This window comes from Kitasatospora sp. NPDC058162, from assembly GCF_042884005.1.
GTDB lineage: Bacteria > Actinomycetota > Actinomycetes > Streptomycetales > Streptomycetaceae > Kitasatospora.
Genome location: NZ_JBHVUS010000015.1, coordinates 164,246 through 184,984 on the forward strand (window position 1 = coordinate 164,246; position 20,739 = coordinate 184,984).

Here is a 20,739-nt window from a genome sequence, read left to right on the forward strand (position 1 = left end):
GACGGTTCCCACCCGCCCCGAGAGGCCCCGCATGTTCGTCCTGCACGCACTCTGGCGGGCGGACGGACGGCTGGCCCTCTGGGCCGAGGACGCCCGCGCCCACGCCGACGCCACCGAACCCCACCCCGACCGGCCCGCCCCGCGCGCCCACCCCTACGCCTGCCCGGCCGGGCGCCTGGCCGCCGTGCTCGGCGGCATCGGGCCCGGCCTCGGCTGGCTCGCCGGGCAAGCCCCCGAGCGCTGGGCCACCCTGCTGCTGCCCACCGTCGCCACCCTGCCCGCCCCCTCGCCCGACCTGCCGGTCACCCCGCCGCGCGGCGGTGCCGTGCTCGCCCCCTGGCGGGTGCCCGCGCTGCTCTTCGACGCCGGGGCCGCCGCCCAGCTGCTCGGCGAGGTCCACGACCCGCACTGGGCCGTCACCGACACCGACCTGCCCGGCACCGGCCGGGTCGAGGTGGTCTACGGGCCCTCGCTGCGCTGGCTCACCGGAGTGCACGACCTCGCCTGGCGTTCGGTCGGCCGGGGCCGGGTGCTGCCCCTGCCCGTCCTCATCGACGGCCGCCCCCGGGCCCGCTGGCGGCCCGACCCCACCCCGGCCGCGCGGCGCGAGGCCGCCGCCCTGGCGGCCGGCTGCCCACCCGTCCTGCTCGGCGAGTGGCCGACCGGCGCCGACACCGGCGAGGCGCTGCTGGACGCGGCCCTGGCCGCCCTGGTGGACGCCGAGGCCCGGGCCGCACTGGCCGGCACCCCCTTCCCCGAGCCCGGCCAGGGGCCGGCCGACCGCTGGCTGCACGCCCTCACCACCCCCTCCGGCGAGGTCGACGCCCCGCCCGGGGAGATCGCCGAACTGCGCCGCCGGATCACCGACTGGTACGCCACCGCCGAGCCCGCCGACCCCGCGCTACGGCTCTGCTTCCGCCTGGTCGAACCGCTCGGCCCGGCCGACGACGACCCCGAGGGCCGCCCCTCCGACGACGCCTGGCAGCTCGAGTTCCTGCTCCAGGCCGTCGACGAGCCCTCCCTGCTGGTCCGCGCCGCCGAGCTGCACGAGGGCGGCGCGGCGCACGCCGCCCTCGCCCGCAAGCTCGTGCAGACCGAGCCCGCCGGCCCGACCGACGTCCTGGTCGCCGAACTCGCCCGCGCCGCCCACCGCTGGCCCGCCCTGGACGGGCTGCGCCACCGCTCCCGCCCGTCCGTCCTGCCGCTCGACCGCACCGGCGCGCTCGACTTCCTGCGCACCGCCGCGCCCGCCCTGGCCGAGGCCGGCTTCGGCGTACTGCTGCCCGCCTGGTGGCGCCGCCGCCCCCGGCTGGGGCTCGCCCTGCGCGCCACCACCCCGCCCGCGCCCGGCACCCTCGCCGTCACCAGCCAGGTCGACCGGGACGCCGTGGTCGCCTTCCGCTGGCAGGCCGCCCTCGGCCCGGACGGCACCCCGCTCACCGAACAGGAACTCGCCGAACTCGCCGCCGCCAAGCAGGGGCTGGTGCGGGTCCGGGGTACGTGGCTGGAAGCCGACCCGGCCCAGATCGCCGCCGCGCTGGCCTTCCTCACCGAGCAGCGCGACGGCCTGCTGGCCGCCGCCGACCTGCTGCGGCTCGCCCTCGACCCGGAGGCGACGGTCGCCGGGCTGCCGGTCACCGGCGTCCGGGTGGACGGCCCGCTCGGCGACCTGATCGCCGGAACCGCCACCGCCACCCCCGAAGTCCCGCCCCTGCCACCGGACTTCCACGCCGAACTGCGCCCCTACCAGCGACGCGGGCTGGCCTGGCTGAAGACGATGTCGGACCTCGGCCTCGGCGCCGTCCTCGCCGACGACATGGGCCTCGGCAAGACCGTCCAGACCCTCGCCCTGCTCGCCGCCGAACGCTCCGAGGGCACCACCGCCCCCACCCTCCTGGTCTGCCCGATGTCCCTGGTCGGCAACTGGCAACGCGAGGCCGAGCGCTTCGCCCCCGGCCTGCGCCGCTACGTCCACCACGGTGCCGACCGCCTCGGCGCAAGCCAACTCACCAACGCCGTAAGAGGAATGGACCTGGTCATCACCACCTACGGGCTGGTCCAGCGCGACCTCCCCGCCCTCCGCGCGATCCGCTGGCACCGGGTCGTCGCCGACGAGGCACAGCACATCAAGAACACCGGCACCGCCCAGTCCCGGGCGATCCGCGCCCTGCCCGTGGCCCGGCACCGGATCGCCCTGACCGGCACCCCGGTGGAGAACCGGCTCGCCGAGCTGCACGCCGTGCTGGACTTCGCCAACCCCGGCCTGCTCGGCCCGGCCGAGCGCTTCAAGGAGCGCTACGCCATCCCGGTCGAACTGCACCGCAGCCCCGAACGCACCGCCGAACTCCGGCGCCGCACCGCCCCGTTCGTGCTGCGCCGGCTCAAGTCCGACCCAGCCGTGGCGGCCGAGCTGCCCGCCAAGCAGGAGATGACCGTCTGGTGCAACCTGACCGCCGAACAGGCCGGCCTCTACCAGGCGGTGGTCGCCGACCTGCTCCAGCGGGTGGAGGGCATCCGGGGCGTGGAGCGGCGCGGCACGGTGCTGGCCGCCATCGGCAAGCTCAAGCAGGTCTGCAACCACCCGGCCCAACTGCTGCACGACGGTTCACCGTTGGGCGAGCGCTCGGGCAAGGTCGCCCGGCTCGCCGAGCTGCTCGAGGAGGCGCTGGCCGAGGGGGACCGCACGCTCGTCTTCACCCAGTACGCCGAGTTCGGCACCATGCTCCGCCCGTACCTGGAGCGCCGCCTCGGCGAGGAGGTCCTCTACCTGCACGGCGGCGTCCCCCGCACCCGCCGCGAGGAACTGGTCGAGCGCTTCCAATCCCCGGACGGCCCCAGGGTCTTCCTCCTCTCCCTCCGGGCCGGTGGCACCGGCCTCAACCTCACCGCCGCCAACCAGGTGATCCACCTGGACCGCTGGTGGAACCCGGCGGTCGAGGAGCAGGCCACCGACCGGGCCTTCCGGATCGGCCAGCGCCGCGACGTCCAGGTCCGCCGACTGGTCTGCGTCGGCACCGTCGAGGAGCGGATCGACGAAATCCTCACCGCCAAACGCTCGTTGGCCGAAAACGTAGTGAGTACAGGAGAACACCGGCTCACCGACCTCCCCCCCGAAGCCCTGCGCGAACTCATCACCCTCACCCGCGAGGACGCCGTCGCCGAGGAGGACGCATGACCGACCGGACACCACCCCCGATGGTCAACGTCGCCGCCTACTGGCGCGGCGACTTCACCCTGCCGCAGACCCCGGACGAAGAGCCGGACGAGCCCTCGCTGCGCCGCCTCGGCCGCTCCGGCATCACCGTCCACGGCCGCGACCTGGCGATCCTCCTCGCCCCCGCCTACGAAACCTTCCGCTCCTGACCCCCACCTGCGATAGCGTCCCGACCGTGACCGACACCCCCGACACCCGCCTCGCCGCCTTCGAACAGCACCGGCGGATGGTCTTCGGCATCGCCTACCGGATGCTCGGCAGCGTCGCCGACGCCGAGGACCTGGTCCAGGACACCTGGCTGCGCTGGAGCGGCGTCACCGGCCCGATCGCCAGCCCCGCCGGCTACCTCGCCCGTACGGTCACCAACCTCGCCCTCAACCGCCTGGACTCGGCCGCCGTCCGCCGCGAGTCCTACCTCGGCCCCTGGCTGCCCGAGCCGCTGGTCACCGAGCCCGACGCCACCGACGGCGTCGAGCGCGCCGAGAGCGTCTCGCTCGCCCTCCTGGTGGTGCTGGAGAGCCTCTCCCCGCTGGAGCGGGCGGTGTTCGTCCTCAAGGAGGCCTTCGGCTTCTCCTACCTGGAGATCGCCGAGGCCCTGGACCGCACCGAGGCGGCCTGCCGCCAGGTCGGCAGCCGGGCCCGGGCCCATGTGCGCGCCCGCCGCCCCCGCTACGATGCCCCGCCGACGCTGCGCCGCCGGGCCACCGACGAGTTCCTCGCGGCCTGCGTCGGCGGCGACCTCAACCGGATGCTCGAACTCCTCGCCCCCGACGTCACCACCTGGAGCGACGGCGGCGGAGTGATCCGCGCGGCCCTGCGCCCGGTCACCGGCGCCGACAACGTCGCCCGCTTCCTCCTCGGCGTGCTCCGCCAGCTGGGCGAGGCCGCAGCCGCGCGCCCCGTCCTGGTCAACGGCCAGCCCGGCGTGCTGATCACCGTAAACGGCGCCGTCGACTCCGTCTCCGTCCTCGACTTCACCGAGGGCCCGAACGGCGAGCCCCTGGTCAGCTCGATCCACGTCATCCGCAACCCGAACAAGCTCACCCACCTCGCTTGACCCTCGACCAGGTCGAGCCCCGAGAGTCACCGGCATGGAGAGCGAGCTGCACAGCATCGGCGAACTGGCCCGCGCCAGCGGCCTGGGCGTCGGCACCCTGCGCTACTACGACGGCGCCGAGGTGCTCACCCCCGCCTGGGTCGACCCGCAGACCGGCTACCGCTGGTACCGGCCCGCCCAACTCGCCGACGCCCGACTGCTGGTCCGGCTGCGCCGGGTCGGCCTGCCGCTGGCCGACATCCGCGCCGTTCTGTCCGGCCACGACGCCGACCGCGTCCTCGACGCCCACCTGCGCCGCCTGGAGGACGGCCTGGCCGACGCCCGCCGCGAGCTCTCCCTGATCCGCACCACGATCGAACAGCGGGAGCACCCCATGACCACCACCCTGCGCCTCACCGTCCGCGCCGACGGCCTGGCCGCCGCCCTGGACGCCGTCCGCTTCGCGGTCTGCGCGGACCCCGACCAACCCGCCCTGACCGGTGTGCTCTTCGAACCGGACGGCCCGGTGCTGCGCCTGGTCGCCACCGACCGCTACCGGATGGCCCTCGCCGAACTGCCCGCCATCGGCACCCCGCGACAGCCCGCCCCCGGCACCACCGTCCCCACCGCCCTGGTGGACGCCCTACGCGCCCTGCTGCCCGCCACCCCCGCCGAGGTCACCCTCACCCTCGGCCCCGACACCTTCCGCGCCGAAACCCCCGACCACCGCATCGAGGGCCCGGCAGTCGACCTCAACTACCCCGACCACCGCACCCTGACCCACCTCACCCCCCACCACCGCGTCACCCTCCCCGCTGCCGAACTCCGCACCGCCGTCGAGACCGGCGCCACCCGCACCCTCCCCTCCGGCCCCCACGGCGCCGACTGCCAGGTCACCGTGCTCACCCTCACCGAAGACGGCCACCTCACCGTCACCGCCGACCCCACCCCCGAAGCCCTCCACATCGCCCTCAACCGCGACTTCCTCCTCGACGCCCTCCACGCCGCCCACCCCGAACAACTCCTCCTCGAACTCGGCGGCCCCATCGCCCCCCTCGCCATCCGCACCCCCGGCCGGACCGGCACCTACTCCGTCCTGATGCCCATCCGCCTCCCCTGACGCCCCTGACCCACCCACCCCACCCACCCACCACCACCACCACCCACCCCCACCACCCCCCTCCCCCACCACCCCCCTCCCCCCACCCGACCCAGGCGAGAGGGACGCGCTGCGGGAGGGGGCGGTGGAGGGGGTGGGTGCGGAGAGGGGCGTGACGGGTGATTTTCAGACCGCCAACGGTCTCAACACCCCACCCACAGGGTCGGCGGTCGGAAAATCATCCAGCCCCCGGAGCGGCCACCCCCGGAACCGCCCCCGGCCTCACCCACCCTCCCGAGAGCCCCCCGCCCCACCCCAGCCCCGCGCAGCGGCCCAACCCCCCGCTAGCCCCCAGCAAGCACCCTGCTTGCAATTGCAAGCACAATCCCGCACCCTGTCCCCATGGCCTCACTGAACGTCGCCTCCCTGGGCGAGTACATCCGCGAGCAGCGCCGCAACGCGCAATACTCGCTGCGCCAGCTGGCGGAGGCCGCCGGCGTGTCCAACCCGTACCTCAGCCAGATCGAGCGAGGGTTGCGCAAGCCGAGCGCGGAGATCCTGCAGCAGATCGCGAAGGCGCTGCGGATCTCGGCGGAGACGCTGTACGTCCAGGCCGGGATCCTGGAGGAGCGGCGGGGCGAGGGCCTGGAGCTGCGGGCCTCGATCCTGGCCGATCCGCTGATCAACGAGCAGCAGAAGCAGGCGCTGCTCGCGGTCTACGACGCTTTCCTCAAGGAGAACGCCGCCTCGGGTTCCACCCCGACGACCGACGGCGCGGCCACCCAGAACACCCACCGGGAGGACCGGTAACCATGCCGATCACCGACGAGATCAAGAAGACCCTCACCGACCCGACCCCGCTGTACGCCCTCGCCGGCGCCGGGGACCTCGCGTACGAGAAGCTGCGCGAAGTGCCGGGCCGGGTCGAGGCCCTGACCGCGGACCGCCAGGGCGCGCAGGAGAAGGCGACCGCCAGGCTCCACGAGGCACAGGAGCTGCTGGCCGGTGCCCCGGCCAAGGTCACCGAGGCCGTCACCGCCTTCCCGACCGACCTCAAGGTCCTTCAGGAGCGCGCCCAGGGCTTCGCCCTGCAGCAGGTCGCCCGCGCGGTCGAGCTGGCCGTCCGGGCCAAGGAGACGTACGACGAACTGGCCGAGCGCGGCAAGGTGGTCGTGGACAAGGCCCGCCCCCACGGCGACGCCGAGCCCACCGAACTCGCCCCCACCCCCGCCCCCACCGCCGAAACGGCCCCCGCCCCGAAGACCCCCGCCAAGCCCCGAAAGAACACCCCCACCGCCGCAGAGTGAGCACCCGCCCGCCGGGAGGGCATCCCGCCGGGAGGCCGGGGCACATCCACCCGCCGCGGCACGTTCACACCGTGCGGGCAGCCGCCGTGCCAGGATGGGCGGCGGCCGGGGCGCAGCAAGCCGAGAGATGTAGGAGATCGCGATGACCGGAGTGTTCCAGATCCTGGCCTTTTCCTACCTGAACCCGTTCTGGTGGATGGCCGTCGCGATCCTCGGCTACAAGTTCTTCGCGCTGATCGACGCGGCCACCCGCCGCGAGGACGCCTACCGGGCGGCCGACAAGAAGACCAAGGGCTTCTGGCTGGCGATCCTCGGCATCAGCTTCGGCTGGGACCTGCTGTTCGGGGCGAACTTCCTCGGCAGCATCGGCACCCTGGCCGGCCTGGTCGCCTCGATCGTCTACGTGGTGGACGTCCGCCCCGCGATCCGGACCCTGACCGGCGGCACCGGCCGGAGCAACACCGGCCCCTACGGCCCCTGGTAGACCGGCAGACCCCACGAACAACGCCACGGCCCGGGAGAGTTGAACCACTCTCCCGGGCCGCACCGTTGTCCGCAACCGTCCGCAACCGTCTGCCCTCACCCTCAGCCCAGGATCAGCTGCACCGGATTCCGCTCCAGCAACAGCACCGCGACGTCATCCGTCAACGCCCCGCCGTTCAGCTCCTCGACCTCCGCGATCGCACTGTCGACCAGCCGCCCCCGGGTGAGCCCCGCGGACTGGTGGTCGGCGATCAGGTCGGCGAGCCCGTCCTGCCCGAGGCGGCGCGACCCGGCCCCGACCCGCCCCTCGATCAGCCCGTCGGTGTAGAGCAACAGCCGCCAGCCGGGCTGGAGTTCGACCTCGTGGGCCGGCCAGGCCGCCGCACCGTCGTGGCACGGCAGCAGCCCGAGCGCGGGCCCGGCGAAGTCGGAGGGCAGGGTGGCCGGGGCGTGGTCGCGGCTGAGCAGCAGCGGTGCCGGGTGCCCGGCGAGGTAGAGCCGGGCGCGTTCGCCGGTACCGAGCGAGTCGAGCCCGGTGGCGGCGGCGCCGGGCTCGATGACGAGCATGCAGAGCGTCGCGAAGATCTCGTCGCTGCGCCGTTCGTGCTCCAGCACGTGCTGGAGGGTGGTGAGCAGGGTCTCGCCGGTGAGCCCGGCGAAGACCAGGGTGCGCCACGCTATCCGGAGCGCGACGCCGAGCGCGGCTTCGTCCGGGCCGTGGCCGCAGACGTCGCCGATCACGACGTGGACGGTGCCGTCGTCGGTGCGCACGGCGTCGTAGAAGTCGCCGCCGAGCAGGGCGCGGCGGCGGCCGGGCCGGTAGCGCCGGGTGAAGGAGAGTCCGGCGCCGTCGAGCAGCGGGGTGGGCAGCAGGTGGCGCTGCAGGCGGGCGTTCTCCTGGCCGCGCAACTCGGCCTCGACGAGGCGGCGCTGGGATTCGTCGGCGCGTTTGCGCTCGACCGCGTAGCGCAGCGCGCGGGCCAGCAGCGGGCCGTCGGTCTCGTGCTTGAGCAGGAAGTCCTGGGCGCCCGCGGCGACGGCGGCGGCGCCGAGTTCGGCCCCGGCGGCGTCGGTGAGCACCACCACGGGGATGTGCGGGGCACGGCGGAGCAGTTCGTGGAGGCCTTCCAGGCCGTCCGAGGCGTCGGAGGGGTGCGGCAGGTCGGCGGGGGAGGCCAGGTCGAGCAGCACGCAGCCGAATTCGCCGCCGCGGGAGCGTCCGCGCCGGCCGGCGGGGGAGGACTGGGCGAGCAGCTGGGTGGCCTGTTCGAGGCCGCGGGCCCAGTGGATCTCGATCGAGGTGCCGCTGTCGGCGACCGCGGCCTTGATCAGCTGGGCGTCGGAGGCGTCGTCCTCGATGACCAGCAGCCGCAGGGGCGAGGCGGTGCCGTCGAGCGGCCCGTCCCCGGCCGCGGGGGCGTTGCCGACCTCGGTGAGGTGGGCGGGGCGGCGGGTGCCGTGCGCGGTCCGGACCGGCTGCGAGCGGGGGTGGGGTATCGGGGGAGCGGCGGTGGCCGGACCGGTGGCGGCCGGGCGGGTACGGGCATGGCCGACGGGGGCGCCGTCGTGGGCGCCCGGCAGGTCCGCGGCACCAGGTGCCCGCCCGTCTCCCGTTGCGGGCATCGGTGGTTCCTCCCTTTCCCCGCCTGCGTAACGGCCGGCGTCCGTCCGCAGTGCCCGCCTGGCACCGCGCGTCGGGGAACTTCTCGCGACCATAACGTGATCTCCGGGGATTTCTCTGGCCGACCGGCGCCGTTGTGGTTATTGCCACGCCGGTGGCGGTGTGGTGATCGGATTCGGACGACGGCTCGGATCCCGGCCCGGCGGCTGCCGGACGGGCCCGGGGAAGGGGGTTGGTGATGGTGACGCGGATCACCCTGGTCGAGGGTGACATCACGGAACAGCGGGTGGACGCGGTGGTGAACGCCGCCAACTCCTCGCTGCTGGGCGGTGGCGGGGTGGACGGCGCGATCCACCGCAGGGGCGGGCCGCAGATCCTGGAGGAGTGCCGCCGACTGCGGGCCTCGCACTGGGGCAAGGGGCTGCCCACCGGCCGCGCGGTGGCGACCACGGCCGGGCGCTTGCCGGCCCGGTGGGTGGTGCACACCGTCGGGCCGGTGTACCTGGCGGAGGAGTACGAGGAGCGGGCTGGGCTGCTGGCCTCCTGCTATCGCGAGTCGCTGCGCACGGCGGCCGGGTTGGGCGCGCGCACGGTGGCCTTCCCGGCCGTGTCGGCCGGGATCTTCGGCTGGCCGCCGGCGGACGCGGCCCGGATCGCGCTCGGCACCGTCGCCGAGGTGCTGGGCGGCGGTGACGCGCGGGCGGGCGCAGAGCTGGCGGAGGTGCGGTTCGTGCTGTTCGGGGCGGAGATGTACGAGGTGTTCGAACGGGCCCTGCGGGAGCTGCCCGGGCCGGGTGACTGACGGGCACGGTGCGCACCGGGCGGCGTGTGGTGTCGCCGCCCGGCGGTCTCCATCGTGGCGTGACGAGGCGTCAACACGCCAGAGATATTCGATAACTCGTTCGAGTGAAAGCCGAAAGATAGGCCCGCGTCGCCCGTCCGACCGGACGGCCCACGGCCCTACGGCGCCGCGACCCAGCCCGGGAGGTTCGGGACCACGGCCTCGGCGACCCGCTGGACGACCGCGTCATCGACCATCCCGCCGTCCTGGCGGAAGACGGCGATCTCGAAGGCCTTGCCGCCGGGGTCCTTGGGGTCCTTCGCGATGACGAGGTTCCGCGTCTTGGGGCTGGGGGCGTTCTTCGGGCCGAAGAGCGTCACCGTCGTGTCCCAGGTGGTCGCCGCGCGGTGGCCGAGGACGGTGACCTGGGTGTTGTCAGGGGTGCTTGACGAGCCCACGGACGCGGCCGACCGGGAGCTCTCCGAGAGGCTGACGACGGTGTCCCGGAGGCGCACCTCCGCCCGCGCGTCCTTGTGGTCGTCGCCGAGGACGGTTCCCCGGCCGGCCTCGGCCGCCTGGTCGCCGGGCGTGCCGAGCAGCTCTGGCAGGTCGCGGCGGTTGAGCGCGGCGCAGAACACCGCGTCGCCCGCCGGATCGCTCGCCGCCGCCTGCGGGCACCTCGCGGGCGCCGGGTGGGGCTTGAGGGCGTCCACCTGCATCAGGGCCACCACGAGGCCGCCGGCCAGGACCGTCATGGCCACCGCCGCGATGACCGCCGTGTTGTTCCGCCCGTCCGTGTTGTTCCGCTCGTCCGTCTCCACCGTGGACCGTCCCCCCGTACCGCCGGTCCTCGACCGTTCGAGCACCCCCAAGCGGAGATGATCTTACGGCGCCCGCTCGCTCCGGCCCGGGCCCGGTCGCCCGCTACGGCGCCAGCGCCGTCCAGGGCAGCGTGACCTCGCCCTGCCGCCACCGTCCGCGCGCGTCCACCAGCGGCCAGCTGCCCGCCAGCGCCGTGCAGGCCACCACCCAGCGCTGCCGCGCCCCGAACGCCCCGTACGGCGCGGCCGCCGCCCAGGCCCGGTCGAAGTCGGTCAGGAAGGCGTGCACCGGCCGCCCCGGCACGTTGTGGTGGATCAGCGCCTTCGGCAGCCGTTCGGCCAGGTCGGAGGGCTGGCCCAGGCCGCCCAGCCGGGCCGCGAAGGTCACCGTCCGGGGCCCCTCCGGCCCCAGCGCGACCCAGACGTGCCGCCGCCCGATCTCGTCGCAGGTGCCCTCGACCAGCAGCCCGTCCGGGGCCAGCCGGGCGCACAGCCGCTCCCACACCCCGGCCACCGCCGACTCGTCGTACTGCCGCAGCACGTTGGCGGCCCGGATCAGCTGGGCCGGCGCCCCGCCGTCCAGCGGTACCTCGAAGCCGCCGCGCCGGAACGTGAGCAGCGGCGGTTCGGCGTACGGCAGCGCGGCCGCGACCCGCTCCGGCTCGATCTCGATCCCGACCACCCGGACGTCCGGCCGCACCGTGCGCAGCCGCCCGGCCAGCTCCACGGCCGTCCACGGCGCCGCGCCGTAGCCGAGGTCGACCGCCACCGGCGGCCGGTCGGCGGCACGCAGTGCCCGGCCCAGGGCGTGGGCGATCCAGCGGTCCATCCGGCGCAGCCGGTTGGTGTTGGTGGTGCCCCGGGTGACCGTCCCGACCGGCCGTCCGGTCCGGCCGCGGGCGGGCGCGGCGGTCGCGGGGTCGAAGGAGGCAGCCATGCCCAGAAGGGTAGTCGGCGCCCGCGGGGCCGGTCGGGCACGGCCCTGAGCTGGGCGGATGCCGGCCCGGCGGAGCCGTCGCCGGGACCGGGAATGCCGGACGGCCGCCGAGTGGTTGGCACACTGGTGGTGATGTGTGCCCGGGACGGGGCAGCGCACACCGGACATGTGGCGGGCCCGTTCACGCGGACCGCCGAGACGGGCCGCACACGAGGAGGCTTCAGCCAGGTGATCCAGCACCCCGTCCGTTCGGTACGCCGTGCCCAGTCCGCGTCCGCCGCGCCCGCGCGCGGCCGGCTCCAGTCGCTGGTCCCGGGCCGTCGCCGCCCGCGCCGGATAGCCATGCTGAGCGTGCACACCTCGCCGCTGCACCAGCCCGGCACCGGGGACGCCGGCGGGATGAACGTCTACATCGTCGAGCTGGCCAAGCGCCTGGCCGAGCTCAACATCGAGGTCGAGGTGTTCACCCGGGCGATCTGCTCGGACGACGCGCCGACCGTCGAGCTGGCCCCCGGCGTGCTGGTCCGGCACGTCACCGCCGGGCCGTACGAGGGCCTGGTCAAGGAGGACCTGCCGGCCCAGCTGTGCGCCTTCACCCACGGCGTGCTGCGCACCGAGGCGGGCCACCGCCCCGGCCACTACGACCTGGTGCACTCGCACTACTGGCTCTCCGGGCAGGTCGGCTGGCTGGCCGCCCAGCGCTGGGGGGTGCCGCTGGTGCACACCATGCACACCATGGCGAAGGTCAAGAACGCCGCGCTGGCCGAGGGCGACACGCCCGAGCCCGCGGCCCGGGTGATCGGCGAGACCCAGGTGGTCGAGGCGGCCGACCGGCTGATCGCCAACACCACCGAGGAGGCCGCCGAGCTGGCGCTGCACTACGCCGCCCGGCCGGACCAGCTGGCCGTCGTCCACCCCGGGGTCAACCTGGACGTCTTCCGCCCCGGCGGCCCGCGCGCCGGGGCCGACGCCCGGGCCCGGCTGGGCCTGCCGCAGGACGCGGCGGTGCTGCTGTTCGCCGGGCGGATCCAGCCGCTGAAGGCCCCGGACGTGCTGCTGCGGGCGGTCGCCGCGCTGCTGGAGCGCCGCCCGGCGCTGCGCGAGCGGCTGGTGGTGCCAGTGGTCGGCGGGCCGTCCGGCACCGGGCTGGCCCGGCCGGAGAGCCTGCACAAGCTCGCCGCCCAGCTCGGCATCGGCGACGTGGTGCGCTTCCACCCGCCGGTCGGCCAGGAGCGGCTGGCGGACTGGTACCGCGCGGCGACGGCCCTGGTGATGCCCTCGTACAGCGAGTCCTTCGGCCTGGTCGCGCTGGAGGCCCAGGCCTGCGGCACCCCGGTGGTGGCGGCCTCGGTCGGCGGCCTGCCGGTCGCGGTGCGGGACGGCGAGTCCGGCACCCTGGTGCGCGGCCACGACCCGCGGGACTGGGCGCAGGCGCTGGAGCCGTACGTCACCGACCCGGCGCTGGCCGCCCGGCGCGGCGCGGCGGCGGCCCGGCACGCGGCCGCCTTCGGCTGGGACACCGCCGCGGCGACCACCGCCGAGGTGTACGCCGGCAGCCTGGCCCGCCCGGCCGGCCGCCTGGCGGTGGCCCGCCGCCGGCTCGGCTAGGGCCCGTCTTCAAACCCGCGTCTGCGGGGCGACGCCGGGGCACGCGCCTCGCGGCGTTGTCGTCGGTCGCCCGATGCTCCGCATCGCCTCCCTCCTCCGCCTTGCGATGCACGCACCCCAACGCCGCCCCGCCCGCCCTCCGGGCGGACGACGGGGGTTTGAAGACGGGCCCTACGGCTGCGCCCCACCGGTACCGCCGAGTAACGTCACCCCCATGGCAATCCGCACCAAGGACGAGGCCCTCACCCTCCTGCGCACCGCCCTGGACGACGCCGGGGTGGCCTGGGAGCCGGCCGCCGCCGACCCGTACACCCTGGTGGCGACCCTCCCGGGCACCCGCAAGCTGAGCACCGCCTGCGCGCTGCGGGTCGGCGACCACACCCTGTCGGTGAACGCCTTCGTGATCCGCCGCCCGGACGAGAACCACGAGGCCGTCTACCGCTGGCTGCTGGAGCGCAACACCCGTCTCTACGGCGTCGCGTACGCGATGGACGCGCTGGGCGACGTCTACCTGGCCGGCCGCCTGCCGCTGGAGGCGCTGAGCCCGGACACCGTCGACCGGCTGCTCGGGACGGTGCTGGAGAACGCGGACGAGCCCTTCAACACCCTGCTGGAGCTGGGCTTCGCCTCGGCGATCCGGCGCGAGTGGGAGTGGCGCACCAAGCGCGGGGAGTCCACCCGCAACCTGGCCGCCTTCGCCCACCTGGCCGCCCCGGCCGCCGACTGACCCGACCGGACCGACTCACTGGATCGGCCCGACTCACCCGACCCGCCCGACCCGCCCGACTCACCCGACCCGCCCGACCGCCCCGGCGGGCGCTCAGGCCTCGGCCGGGGCCTTCGCCGACTCCGCGACGGGCGCTGCCACCTCGGTCGCCCGGTCCGCGCCGGCCGTCGACCGGGTACGGCGGGCCAGTGCCACGTGCCCGAGCGCCGCCACGGTGCCGCAGACCCCGCAGGCGCCCCACAGCACCCCGGCACCGAAGTGCTGGAGCACCACGCCGCCGACCCCGGGGCCGAGGAACAGGGCGAGCGACCAGGAGAGCGAGTAGACGCCCTGGTAGCGGCCGCGGGCCTGGGCCGGCGACAGTTCGGCGACCAGGCCCATCATGGTCGGCGCGTTCAGGACCTCGCCGACCGTCCAAACCGCCACCGAGAGCGCGAACAGCCAGGCCGAGGAGCCGGCCAGGGCCGCCAGCCCGAAGCCCCAGCCCGCCAGCAGGCAGCTGGCGATCAGCAGACCGGTCCGGGAGCGGCCCTCCATCCAGCGGGTCAGCGGGATCTGCAGCACCACGATCAGCAGCCCGTTGAGTCCGATCACCAGCCCGTACTCGGTGGCGGTGATGCCCGCGGCGCCCATGTCGACGGGCAGGGTGGTGCTGCTCTGCTGGAAGACCAGGGCGAGCAGCAGGTTGAGCCCGACCACCGTCATGAACGGGCCGTCGCGGAACACCGTGCCGAGGCCGATCGCGGGCGCGTCGCCGGTCTTCCCGGTCGCGGCCGGCTGCACCGGCCTGGTCTCCGGGATCCGGATGAAGATCACCACCGCGCAGATCAGGGTGGAGAGCGCGTCCAGCAGGAAGAGCGTGAGGTAACCCTGGGTGGCGATCACCCCGGCCACGGCGGCGGAGAGGCCGAAGCCGATGTTGATCGCCCAGAAGTTCAGCGAGTACGCCCGGACCCGGTCCTCGGCCGGGACGAGGTCGGCGATGATCGCCGAGGTGGCCGGCCGGGTGGCGTTGTTGCACAGGCCGACCAGGAAGGCCACCGCGGCGATCGCCACCTGGCCGTCCACGAAGCCGAGTACGGCGGTGGAGGCCGCGGTGCCGAGCTGGGCGGCGACCAGCGTGGGTCGCCGCCCGATCCGGTCGGCCAGCACGCCCGCGCCGACCGCCGCGATGGTCGAGCCGAGGCCGAAGAGCGAGGCCACCAGGCCCGCGTAGGAGGCCGAGTACCCGCGTTCGGTGGTCAGGTACAAGGACAGGAAGGTGATCACGAAGGCGCCGAGCTTGTTGACCAGCGTGCTCACCCAGAGCCACCAGAACTGCCGCGGCAACCCGCCCACCGTCTCCCTCACCAGTCTGCGGATCCGGGGACTGCTGACCAGGCTGACGAGCATGTGGGGGCTCCCGAGGGCAGGCGTCCGCTGGGCGGCAGGGGCAGGCCCGCTCAGCCGAAGCATGTAAGTGGCAGATGCGCGGCGCACACATTACCCACCGCCCCAAGGTCCCCACCAGGGGTTTTCCGGGCTCCACTAAGCTGGGGGCCATGGCTGACACGACGTACCGACTCATCCTGCTCCGTCACGGCGAGAGCCAGTGGAACCAGAAGAACCTGTTCACCGGTTGGGTCGACGTCGACCTCAACGAGAAGGGTGAGAAGGAGGCCGCCCGCGGTGGCGAGCTCCTCGCCGCCGAGGGCCTGTTCCCCGACGTGGTGCACACCTCGCTGCTGCGCCGCGCCATCCGCACCTCGCAGATCGCCCTGGACAAGGCCGACCGCCACTGGATCCCGGTCAACCGCAGCTGGCGCCTGAACGAGCGCCACTACGGTGCGCTCCAGGGCAAGGACAAGGCCCAGACCCTGGCCGAGTTCGGCGAGGAGCAGTTCCAGCTGTGGCGCCGCTCCTACGACACCCCGCCGCCGGTGCTGGCCGACGACGCCGAGTACTCGCAGGCCGGTGACGCCCGCTACGCCGACATCCCGAGCGAGCTGCGTCCGCGCACCGAGTGCCTCAAGGACGTCGTCGACCGGATGCTCCCGTACTGGTACGACGCCATCGTCCCGGACCTGGCCGCCGGCAAGACCGTCCTGGTCACCGCCCACGGCAACAGCCTGCGCGCGCTGGTCAAGCACCTCGACGGCATCTCCGACGCCGACATCGCCGGCCTCAACATCCCGACCGGCATCCCGCTGGTCTACGAGCTGGACGCCGACTTCAAGCCGGTCGCCAAGGGCGGCCGCTACCTCGACGCGGACGCCGCCGCGGCCGCCATCGAGGCCGTCAAGAACCAGGGCAAGAAGTAACCCGCTTGCCGCGAAGGCCCCGCTCCCGGTTCGCCGGGGGCGGGGCCTTGGTCGTTCAACCGGCCTGTGGGTAGGGCGAGTTGGGCCGGGTTCGAAAATGGTTCAGACCATTGACGGGCGGTGGCGCCGGCTCCTACCGTGAGGGCACCGGGCTGGCGCAGGCATGCCAGAGATTCCCCCAGCTCCCGGCCGCCGCACCCCCAACGCGCGCGCGTCTGCGCCCCGGCGCACTCTCCATCCACCCCCACGGAGGAGCACCATGCGCACACGTCATCTGGTCGGGGCGGCCGTCGCCGCGCTCGCGATCCCGTTCACCCTGGCCTTCCCGGCCCAGTCCCACGGCTACATCAGCACGCCGCCCAGCCGCGCCGCGCTCTGCGACGCGAGCGCGAACGCCGTCCCCTGGGACTGCGGCGACATCCAGTGGGAGCCGCAGAGCGTCGAGGGGCCGAAGGGCTTCCCGGCCGGCGGGCCCTCCGACGGCACCATCTGCGCCGGCGGCAACTCCCGCTTCGCCGAGCTGGACGACCCGCACGGCGGCGCCTGGCCGACCACGCCGGTGACCGCGGGCCAGCAGCTCACCTTCACCTGGAACTTCACCGCCCGGCACGCGACCACCGACTTCGAGTACTACCTGACCAAGCCGGGCTACGACGCGAGCCAGCCGGTCACCCGGGACAGCCTCGACCTGACGCCGTTCCTGACCGTCCCCTACGGCGGGCAGCAGGTGCCGAGCACGCTCAGCCACACCGCGACCGTCCCGAGCGGGCGCACCGGGCACCAGGTGGTGGTCGCGGTCTGGACGATCGCCGACACCGGGAACGCCTTCTACTCCTGCACCGACGTCCAGTTCTGACGGCTCCGGGCCCCGGACCCGGTCCCGGATGCGCACCCGGACCCGGAGCCGGACCAACGCCACGGGGCCCCGGGGTGCACGACCGTGCACCCCGGGGCCCCGGGTGGCGTTTGCGCGGCGCCCCGCTCCGCCTCAGTGACCGCCGCAGCAGCCGCCGTCGGCGCCGCCGCACTGGCAGGGCGCGCCGGACTGGCAGCCGCAGCCGCAGCCCGGGCCGCAGCCGCAACCGGCCGCGAGGACGGGCAGCAGCTTCGGGGCGGGTGGCTCGACGGTGTGGTGGGCGGATGCCGGTCGGGTCGGGTTGGCCTTCATCGAGCTCTTCCCTCCTAGTGACGGGCGCACTCCGGTGCCCCCACCGTCGAGTGAAGCGGCCGTTCGGAGGGAGCGTCAACAGGCGCGCAGTGGTGGGATGTCCGGAAACCCGTGCACCCGCACCATCCCCTCCACGGGTTTACTCACCCTTGGGGGTGAGCAGCCCTCATTCCGCCCCGGCAGCCCCGGCCGCCTCGGTGGCGGCCACGAACTCGGCCACGTGCTCGCCGGTCACCAGGTACACGACGCGCTTGGCGACGGACACCGCGTGGTCCGCGAAGCGCTCGTAGTAGCGGCCGACCAGGGTGATGTCGACGGCGGTCTCGATGCCGTGGTGCCAGCGCTCGTCGATCAGGTGCGACAGCAGCTCGCGGTGCAGGGCGTCGATCCGGTCGTCGTCCTGCTCCATCTCCAGGGCCTTGTCGACGTCCTTGGTGGCGATCACCAGGCCCGCCTTGGAGACCAGGCGCTGGGCGAGCTGGCCCATCTCCAGGACGGTGGAGTGCAGGTCGGCGGGCACCGCCGAGTCGGGGTAGCGCATCCGCGCGACCTTGGCGACGTGCCGGGCGAGGTCCCCGCAGCGCTCCAGGTCGGCGCTCATCCGCAGCGACGTGACCACGATGCGCAGGTCGGTGGCGACGGGCTGCTGCCGGGCGAGCAGGTCGATGGCGCGGTTCTCGAGCTCGTGGTGGAGCTCGTTGACCTTCTCGTCGGCGGCGATCACGCTCTCGGCCAGCGCCAGGTCCGCGTCGAGGAGTGCGGTGGTGGCCCGGCCCAGGGCCGAACCGACCAGCCGGGCCATCTCGACCAGGCTGTCGCCGATCGCATCGAGTTCCTCGTGGTACGCGTCGCGCATGTTCTCTCCTCAGTAGCTGTGTCGGTGGCGGTGCCGACCGGTCAGCCCGTCCGACCATCGTTCCGGCGTTCGGGCGACCGCTGCTGGTGGCGCGAATGGTACGCGCACACCCGAGACCGTGGCCGCTGTTCGGCGCACCGATCTCTCCCACACGGGCTGCATGGCCAACTCTGTGCCGTTCGGGCGACGATGCACGGCCGGTGCGGTGAATCGGCAGCTACGTGGAGGTGAATTCTCGGCAACGCGTGGTGGATGCCTTGATCCAGCCCTTGGGGAGTGGCCAGGCCGTGCGCTTACGCTGGCCACATGGACGTGAATGTGGCCGCTGCCGCTGCCTGTGCCATAGCCGGGCTCGGCGTAGGCCTCACCGCCTCCATCGCCTTCCGCTGGAGCGAGCGCGAGCAGGCCAAGGGCAAGTACGCAGGCGGAAAGCACTACGGCCGGCACCAGGCGCTGGGCACCGGCACCCCGGAACCCCCGCTGCCGCCGGGGGTCGACACCGTGCTCTCCGTGCTCCGGTCGTGCGCGATCGTGCTGGGCGAGGGCGACGAGGTGGTCAAGGCCAGCTCGGCGGCGTACGCGATGGGCCTGGTCCGCGGTGGCGCGGTCGCCGTGGACCAGATGCTCGCACTGGCCCGCGCCACCCGCCGGGACGGCGAGATCCGCCAGGTGGAGCTGGAGGTGCCCCGCCCCGGCGCGGCCCGCGCGGCCGAGCCGCTCGCGGTCTCCGTCCGGGTCGCCCCGCTGGGCTCCCGGCTGGTGCTGGTGCTGGTCGAGGACCAGACCGAGCGCCGCCGGGTGGAGGCCGTCCGCCGGGACTTCGTGGCCAACGTCAGCCACGAGCTCAAGACCCCGGTCGGCGCCCTGTCGTTGCTCTCCGAGGCGGTCGCCGACGCGTCCGACGACCCGGAGGCGGTGCAGCGCTTCGCCGGCCGGATGCAGGTCGAGGCGACCCGCCTGGCCAGCCTGGTGCAGGAGATCATCGACCTCTCCCGGGTCCAGGACGACCGGCTGATGGTCGACCCGGAGCCGGTCGCGGTGGACGAGCTGATCGCCGAGGCGATCGACCGCTGCCGCCAGCAGGCCGCCGCCAAGCAGATCCTGATCGCGGCCGGCGGGATCGCTGGGCTCTACCTGCACGGCAACCGCGGCCAGCTCGCCGCGGCGCTCGGCAACCTGGTGGAGAACGCCGTCAACTACAGCCCGCCCCGCACCCGGGTGGCCATCGCCACCCGCCGGATCTCCAGCGCCGCCGCGCTCGGCGAGGCGGACGGCGAGCTGATCGAGATCTCGGTCACCGACCAGGGCATCGGCATCTCGGAGAAGGACCGCGAGCGGGTCTTCGAGCGCTTCTACCGGGTCGACCCGGCCCGCTCCCGGCAGACCGGCGGCACCGGCCTCGGCCTGTCCATCGTCAAGCACGTGGCCGCCTCGCACGGCGGCACCGTCTCGGTGTGGAGCGTGGAGGGGCAGGGGTCGACCTTCACCATCCGGCTGCCCGCCAGCCAGGCCCCCGCCGACGACACCGCCGACGACCTCGACGACGACCTTGACGGCCTCGACGACGACCTCGACGACGTGGACGAGGCCGCCGCCGAGCAGCACCACGGCGACCCCCACCGCACCCCCCGCGACGAGCCCGGCGCCGACCCCGCCGGACCCGCCGCGGCACCCCGGACCCTCACCGCGGACCGCACCGAGCGTGCGGCCCGTTCGCTCCCCGCCGGGGAGCGGGAACAACCCCTGTCAAAGACAACCCAGCTTGCCCCGGAGGCCTGATCGTGACCCGAGTACTGGTGGTCGAGGACGAGGAGTCGTTCAGCGACGCCCTCTCGTACATGCTCCGCAAGGAGGGCTTCGAGGTGGCCGTCGCCGCGACCGGCCCCGACGCCCTGGAGCAGTTCGAACGCAACGGTGCCGACCTCGTCCTGCTCGACCTGATGCTCCCGGGCCTGCCGGGCACCGAGGTCTGCCGCCAGCTCCGGGTGCGCTCCAACGTGCCGGTGATCATGGTGACCGCCAAGGACAGCGAGATCGACAAGGTCGTCGGGCTGGAGATAGGCGCTGACGACTACGTCACCAAGCCGTACTCCACCCGGGAGCTGGTCGCCCGGATCCGCGCGGTGCTGCGCCGCCGCGGCGAGGACGGCGGCGCGGGCGACAACGGCGGCGGCCCGGGTGCCCTGGAGGCGGGCCCGGTCCGGATGGACGTGGACCGGCACGTGGTGACGGTGGACGGCGCCAAGGTCGACCTGCCGCTCAAGGAGTTCGACCTGCTGGAGATGCTGCTGCGCAACGCGGGCCGGGTGCTCACCCGCATGCAGCTGATCGACCGGGTCTGGGGCGCGGACTACGTCGGCGACACCAAGACCCTGGACGTCCACGTGAAGCGCCTGCGGGCGAAGATCGAGCCCGACCCGGGCGCGCCGCGCTACCTGGTCACGGTCCGCGGCCTGGGCTACAAGTTCGAGCCGTAAACCGCGGGCCCGCGCGGACAGAAGACGCGGGCGAAGACGCGGAAGGCCCCTACCGGCAGTCGCCGGCGGGGGCCTTCCGCCTTCCCGCGCGGCTAAGGGGAGCCCACGGGGGCACGCCGGGGGCGCGCGAAAGCCTCCCGCGGGCCCGGGAAGGGCCTGCGGGAGGCTTTCGCGCACTGCGTCAGGGGTGCGCCCGGTCAGGGGCGCGCCGGGATGCTCTTATGGATGTCAAGCAGCGGTGATGAGCTGCTCGGCGGTGGTGTTCGGTGTGGTGGGTGCGGTTAGGACCCGGTAGATCTCGCGG

General features: G+C 74.2%; 20 protein-coding genes. 14 read left to right on the plus strand and 6 right to left on the minus strand.

The window, feature by feature from the left end; all coding sequences use genetic code 11:
- The first annotated feature begins 31 nt into the window (after window positions 1-31).
- From ACFVXG_RS25975 to ACFVXG_RS26005, 7 genes are all read left to right on the plus strand, one after another.
- Window positions 32-3,175 (plus strand): DEAD/DEAH box helicase, encoded by a 3,144-nt coding sequence (locus tag ACFVXG_RS25975; RefSeq protein ID WP_387930820.1) that lies wholly within the window; start codon window positions 32-34, stop codon window positions 3,173-3,175.
- Window positions 3,172-3,363: a hypothetical protein gene (locus ACFVXG_RS25980; RefSeq protein ID WP_387930821.1), complete on the plus strand. Its 192-nt coding sequence runs from the start codon at window positions 3,172-3,174 to the stop codon at window positions 3,361-3,363. The genes ACFVXG_RS25975 and ACFVXG_RS25980 overlap by 4 nt, the downstream gene beginning before the upstream one ends.
- Window positions 3,364-3,389: 26 nt before the next feature.
- Window positions 3,390-4,271, plus strand: coding sequence for an RNA polymerase sigma-70 factor (locus ACFVXG_RS25985; RefSeq protein ID WP_387930822.1), 882 nt, complete (start codon window positions 3,390-3,392; stop codon window positions 4,269-4,271).
- Window positions 4,272-4,305: 34 nt separating this feature from the next.
- The gene (locus tag ACFVXG_RS25990; RefSeq protein WP_387930823.1) at window positions 4,306-5,370 is read left to right on the plus strand and encodes a MerR family transcriptional regulator; all 1,065 of its coding nucleotides are present in this window, start codon (window positions 4,306-4,308) and stop codon (window positions 5,368-5,370) included.
- A gap of 381 nt (window positions 5,371-5,751) precedes the next feature.
- On the plus strand, window positions 5,752-6,159 hold the full coding sequence (locus ACFVXG_RS25995) for a helix-turn-helix transcriptional regulator (RefSeq protein WP_350508567.1): 408 nt from the start codon (window positions 5,752-5,754) through the stop codon (window positions 6,157-6,159).
- Window positions 6,160-6,161: 2 nt separating this feature from the next.
- Window positions 6,162-6,656 (plus strand): hypothetical protein, encoded by a 495-nt coding sequence (locus ACFVXG_RS26000; protein ID WP_387930824.1) that lies wholly within the window; start codon window positions 6,162-6,164, stop codon window positions 6,654-6,656.
- Window positions 6,657-6,798: 142 nt separating this feature from the next.
- Window positions 6,799-7,140, plus strand: coding sequence for a DUF2516 family protein (locus ACFVXG_RS26005; RefSeq protein WP_387930825.1), 342 nt, complete (start codon window positions 6,799-6,801; stop codon window positions 7,138-7,140).
- 101 nt (window positions 7,141-7,241) lie between these two features.
- Here the strand turns inward: ACFVXG_RS26005 and ACFVXG_RS26010 are convergent, their stop codons facing one another.
- Window positions 7,242-8,762 carry a PP2C family protein-serine/threonine phosphatase gene (locus tag ACFVXG_RS26010; RefSeq protein ID WP_387930826.1) on the minus strand — a complete coding sequence of 507 codons (1,521 nt, stop codon included), beginning with the start codon at window positions 8,760-8,762 and terminating at the stop codon, window positions 7,242-7,244.
- A 239-nt stretch (window positions 8,763-9,001) separates the two neighbouring features.
- Between ACFVXG_RS26010 and ACFVXG_RS26015 the strand changes: the two genes are divergently transcribed.
- A complete protein-coding gene (locus ACFVXG_RS26015) occupies window positions 9,002-9,562 on the plus strand; it encodes an O-acetyl-ADP-ribose deacetylase (protein WP_387930840.1) in 561 nt (186 codons plus the stop codon).
- A 158-nt stretch (window positions 9,563-9,720) separates the two neighbouring features.
- Here ACFVXG_RS26015 and ACFVXG_RS26020 read toward each other — a convergent pair whose 3' ends face one another.
- Window positions 9,721-10,362 carry a DUF6215 domain-containing protein gene (locus tag ACFVXG_RS26020; RefSeq protein ID WP_387930827.1) on the minus strand — a complete coding sequence of 214 codons (642 nt, stop codon included), beginning with the start codon at window positions 10,360-10,362 and terminating at the stop codon, window positions 9,721-9,723.
- 103 nt (window positions 10,363-10,465) lie between these two features.
- Window positions 10,466-11,299 carry a class I SAM-dependent methyltransferase gene (locus ACFVXG_RS26025; RefSeq protein WP_387930828.1) on the minus strand — a complete coding sequence of 278 codons (834 nt, stop codon included), beginning with the start codon at window positions 11,297-11,299 and terminating at the stop codon, window positions 10,466-10,468.
- A gap of 231 nt (window positions 11,300-11,530) precedes the next feature.
- Between ACFVXG_RS26025 and mshA the strand changes: the two genes are divergently transcribed.
- Both mshA and ACFVXG_RS26035 read left to right on the plus strand, forming a co-directional pair.
- Window positions 11,531-12,907 carry a D-inositol-3-phosphate glycosyltransferase gene (mshA, locus tag ACFVXG_RS26030; RefSeq protein ID WP_387930841.1) on the plus strand — a complete coding sequence of 459 codons (1,377 nt, stop codon included), beginning with the start codon at window positions 11,531-11,533 and terminating at the stop codon, window positions 12,905-12,907.
- Between the two features lie 214 nt (window positions 12,908-13,121).
- Window positions 13,122-13,634 carry a YbjN domain-containing protein gene (locus ACFVXG_RS26035; RefSeq protein WP_387930829.1) on the plus strand — a complete coding sequence of 171 codons (513 nt, stop codon included), beginning with the start codon at window positions 13,122-13,124 and terminating at the stop codon, window positions 13,632-13,634.
- Window positions 13,635-13,727: 93 nt separating this feature from the next.
- Here ACFVXG_RS26035 and ACFVXG_RS26040 read toward each other — a convergent pair whose 3' ends face one another.
- A complete protein-coding gene (locus ACFVXG_RS26040) occupies window positions 13,728-15,026 on the minus strand; it encodes an MDR family MFS transporter (RefSeq protein WP_387930830.1) in 1,299 nt (432 codons plus the stop codon).
- Window positions 15,027-15,175: 149 nt separating this feature from the next.
- Between ACFVXG_RS26040 and ACFVXG_RS26045 the strand changes: the two genes are divergently transcribed.
- Window positions 15,176-15,934 carry a phosphoglyceromutase gene (locus ACFVXG_RS26045; protein ID WP_387930831.1) on the plus strand — a complete coding sequence of 253 codons (759 nt, stop codon included), beginning with the start codon at window positions 15,176-15,178 and terminating at the stop codon, window positions 15,932-15,934.
- 259 nt (window positions 15,935-16,193) lie between these two features.
- Window positions 16,194-16,790, plus strand: a complete 597-nt coding sequence (locus ACFVXG_RS26050) for a lytic polysaccharide monooxygenase (RefSeq protein WP_387930832.1) — start codon at window positions 16,194-16,196, stop codon at window positions 16,788-16,790.
- 132 nt (window positions 16,791-16,922) lie between these two features.
- On the opposite strand, the gene ACFVXG_RS26055 is transcribed toward ACFVXG_RS26050, so the two are convergent.
- Both ACFVXG_RS26055 and phoU read right to left on the minus strand, forming a co-directional pair.
- Window positions 16,923-17,102, minus strand: a complete 180-nt coding sequence (locus ACFVXG_RS26055) for a hypothetical protein (RefSeq protein ID WP_350507747.1) — start codon at window positions 17,100-17,102, stop codon at window positions 16,923-16,925.
- Window positions 17,103-17,268: 166 nt separating this feature from the next.
- Window positions 17,269-17,958 carry a phosphate signaling complex protein PhoU gene (phoU, locus tag ACFVXG_RS26060; protein WP_387930833.1) on the minus strand — a complete coding sequence of 230 codons (690 nt, stop codon included), beginning with the start codon at window positions 17,956-17,958 and terminating at the stop codon, window positions 17,269-17,271.
- Between the two features lie 306 nt (window positions 17,959-18,264).
- Here phoU and ACFVXG_RS26065 point away from each other — a divergent pair, with 306 nt between their 5' ends.
- Both ACFVXG_RS26065 and ACFVXG_RS26070 read left to right on the plus strand, forming a co-directional pair.
- The gene (locus ACFVXG_RS26065; RefSeq protein ID WP_387930834.1) at window positions 18,265-19,737 is read left to right on the plus strand and encodes a sensor histidine kinase; all 1,473 of its coding nucleotides are present in this window, start codon (window positions 18,265-18,267) and stop codon (window positions 19,735-19,737) included.
- 2 nt (window positions 19,738-19,739) lie between these two features.
- A complete protein-coding gene (locus tag ACFVXG_RS26070) occupies window positions 19,740-20,435 on the plus strand; it encodes a response regulator transcription factor (protein WP_031069385.1) in 696 nt (231 codons plus the stop codon).
- Window positions 20,436-20,739 lie beyond the last annotated feature (304 nt).

What these genes read in the sequence shown, in the direction of transcription:
- phoU (WP_387930833.1), bottom strand. Translation starts at nt 17,958, where the DNA reads ATGCGCGACGCGTACCACGAGGAACTCGATGCGATCGGCGACAGCCTG.
- ACFVXG_RS26040 (WP_387930830.1), bottom strand. Translation starts at nt 15,026, where the DNA reads ATGCTCGTCAGCCTGGTCAGCAGTCCCCGGATCCGCAGACTGGTGAGG.
- ACFVXG_RS26065 (WP_387930834.1), top strand. Translation starts at nt 18,265, where the DNA reads ATGGACGTGAATGTGGCCGCTGCCGCTGCCTGTGCCATAGCCGGGCTC.
- ACFVXG_RS25995 (WP_350508567.1), top strand. Translation starts at nt 5,752, where the DNA reads ATGGCCTCACTGAACGTCGCCTCCCTGGGCGAGTACATCCGCGAGCAG.
- ACFVXG_RS26050 (WP_387930832.1), top strand. Translation starts at nt 16,194, where the DNA reads ATGCGCACACGTCATCTGGTCGGGGCGGCCGTCGCCGCGCTCGCGATC.
- ACFVXG_RS25975 (WP_387930820.1), top strand. Translation starts at nt 32, where the DNA reads ATGTTCGTCCTGCACGCACTCTGGCGGGCGGACGGACGGCTGGCCCTC.
- ACFVXG_RS26010 (WP_387930826.1), bottom strand. Translation starts at nt 8,762, where the DNA reads ATGCCCGCAACGGGAGACGGGCGGGCACCTGGTGCCGCGGACCTGCCG.
- ACFVXG_RS26055 (WP_350507747.1), bottom strand. Translation starts at nt 17,102, where the DNA reads ATGAAGGCCAACCCGACCCGACCGGCATCCGCCCACCACACCGTCGAG.
- ACFVXG_RS25990 (WP_387930823.1), top strand. Translation starts at nt 4,306, where the DNA reads ATGGAGAGCGAGCTGCACAGCATCGGCGAACTGGCCCGCGCCAGCGGC.
- ACFVXG_RS26045 (WP_387930831.1), top strand. Translation starts at nt 15,176, where the DNA reads ATGGCTGACACGACGTACCGACTCATCCTGCTCCGTCACGGCGAGAGC.
- ACFVXG_RS26005 (WP_387930825.1), top strand. Translation starts at nt 6,799, where the DNA reads ATGACCGGAGTGTTCCAGATCCTGGCCTTTTCCTACCTGAACCCGTTC.
- ACFVXG_RS26035 (WP_387930829.1), top strand. Translation starts at nt 13,122, where the DNA reads ATGGCAATCCGCACCAAGGACGAGGCCCTCACCCTCCTGCGCACCGCC.
- ACFVXG_RS26025 (WP_387930828.1), bottom strand. Translation starts at nt 11,299, where the DNA reads ATGGCTGCCTCCTTCGACCCCGCGACCGCCGCGCCCGCCCGCGGCCGG.
- ACFVXG_RS25980 (WP_387930821.1), top strand. Translation starts at nt 3,172, where the DNA reads ATGACCGACCGGACACCACCCCCGATGGTCAACGTCGCCGCCTACTGG.
- ACFVXG_RS26000 (WP_387930824.1), top strand. Translation starts at nt 6,162, where the DNA reads ATGCCGATCACCGACGAGATCAAGAAGACCCTCACCGACCCGACCCCG.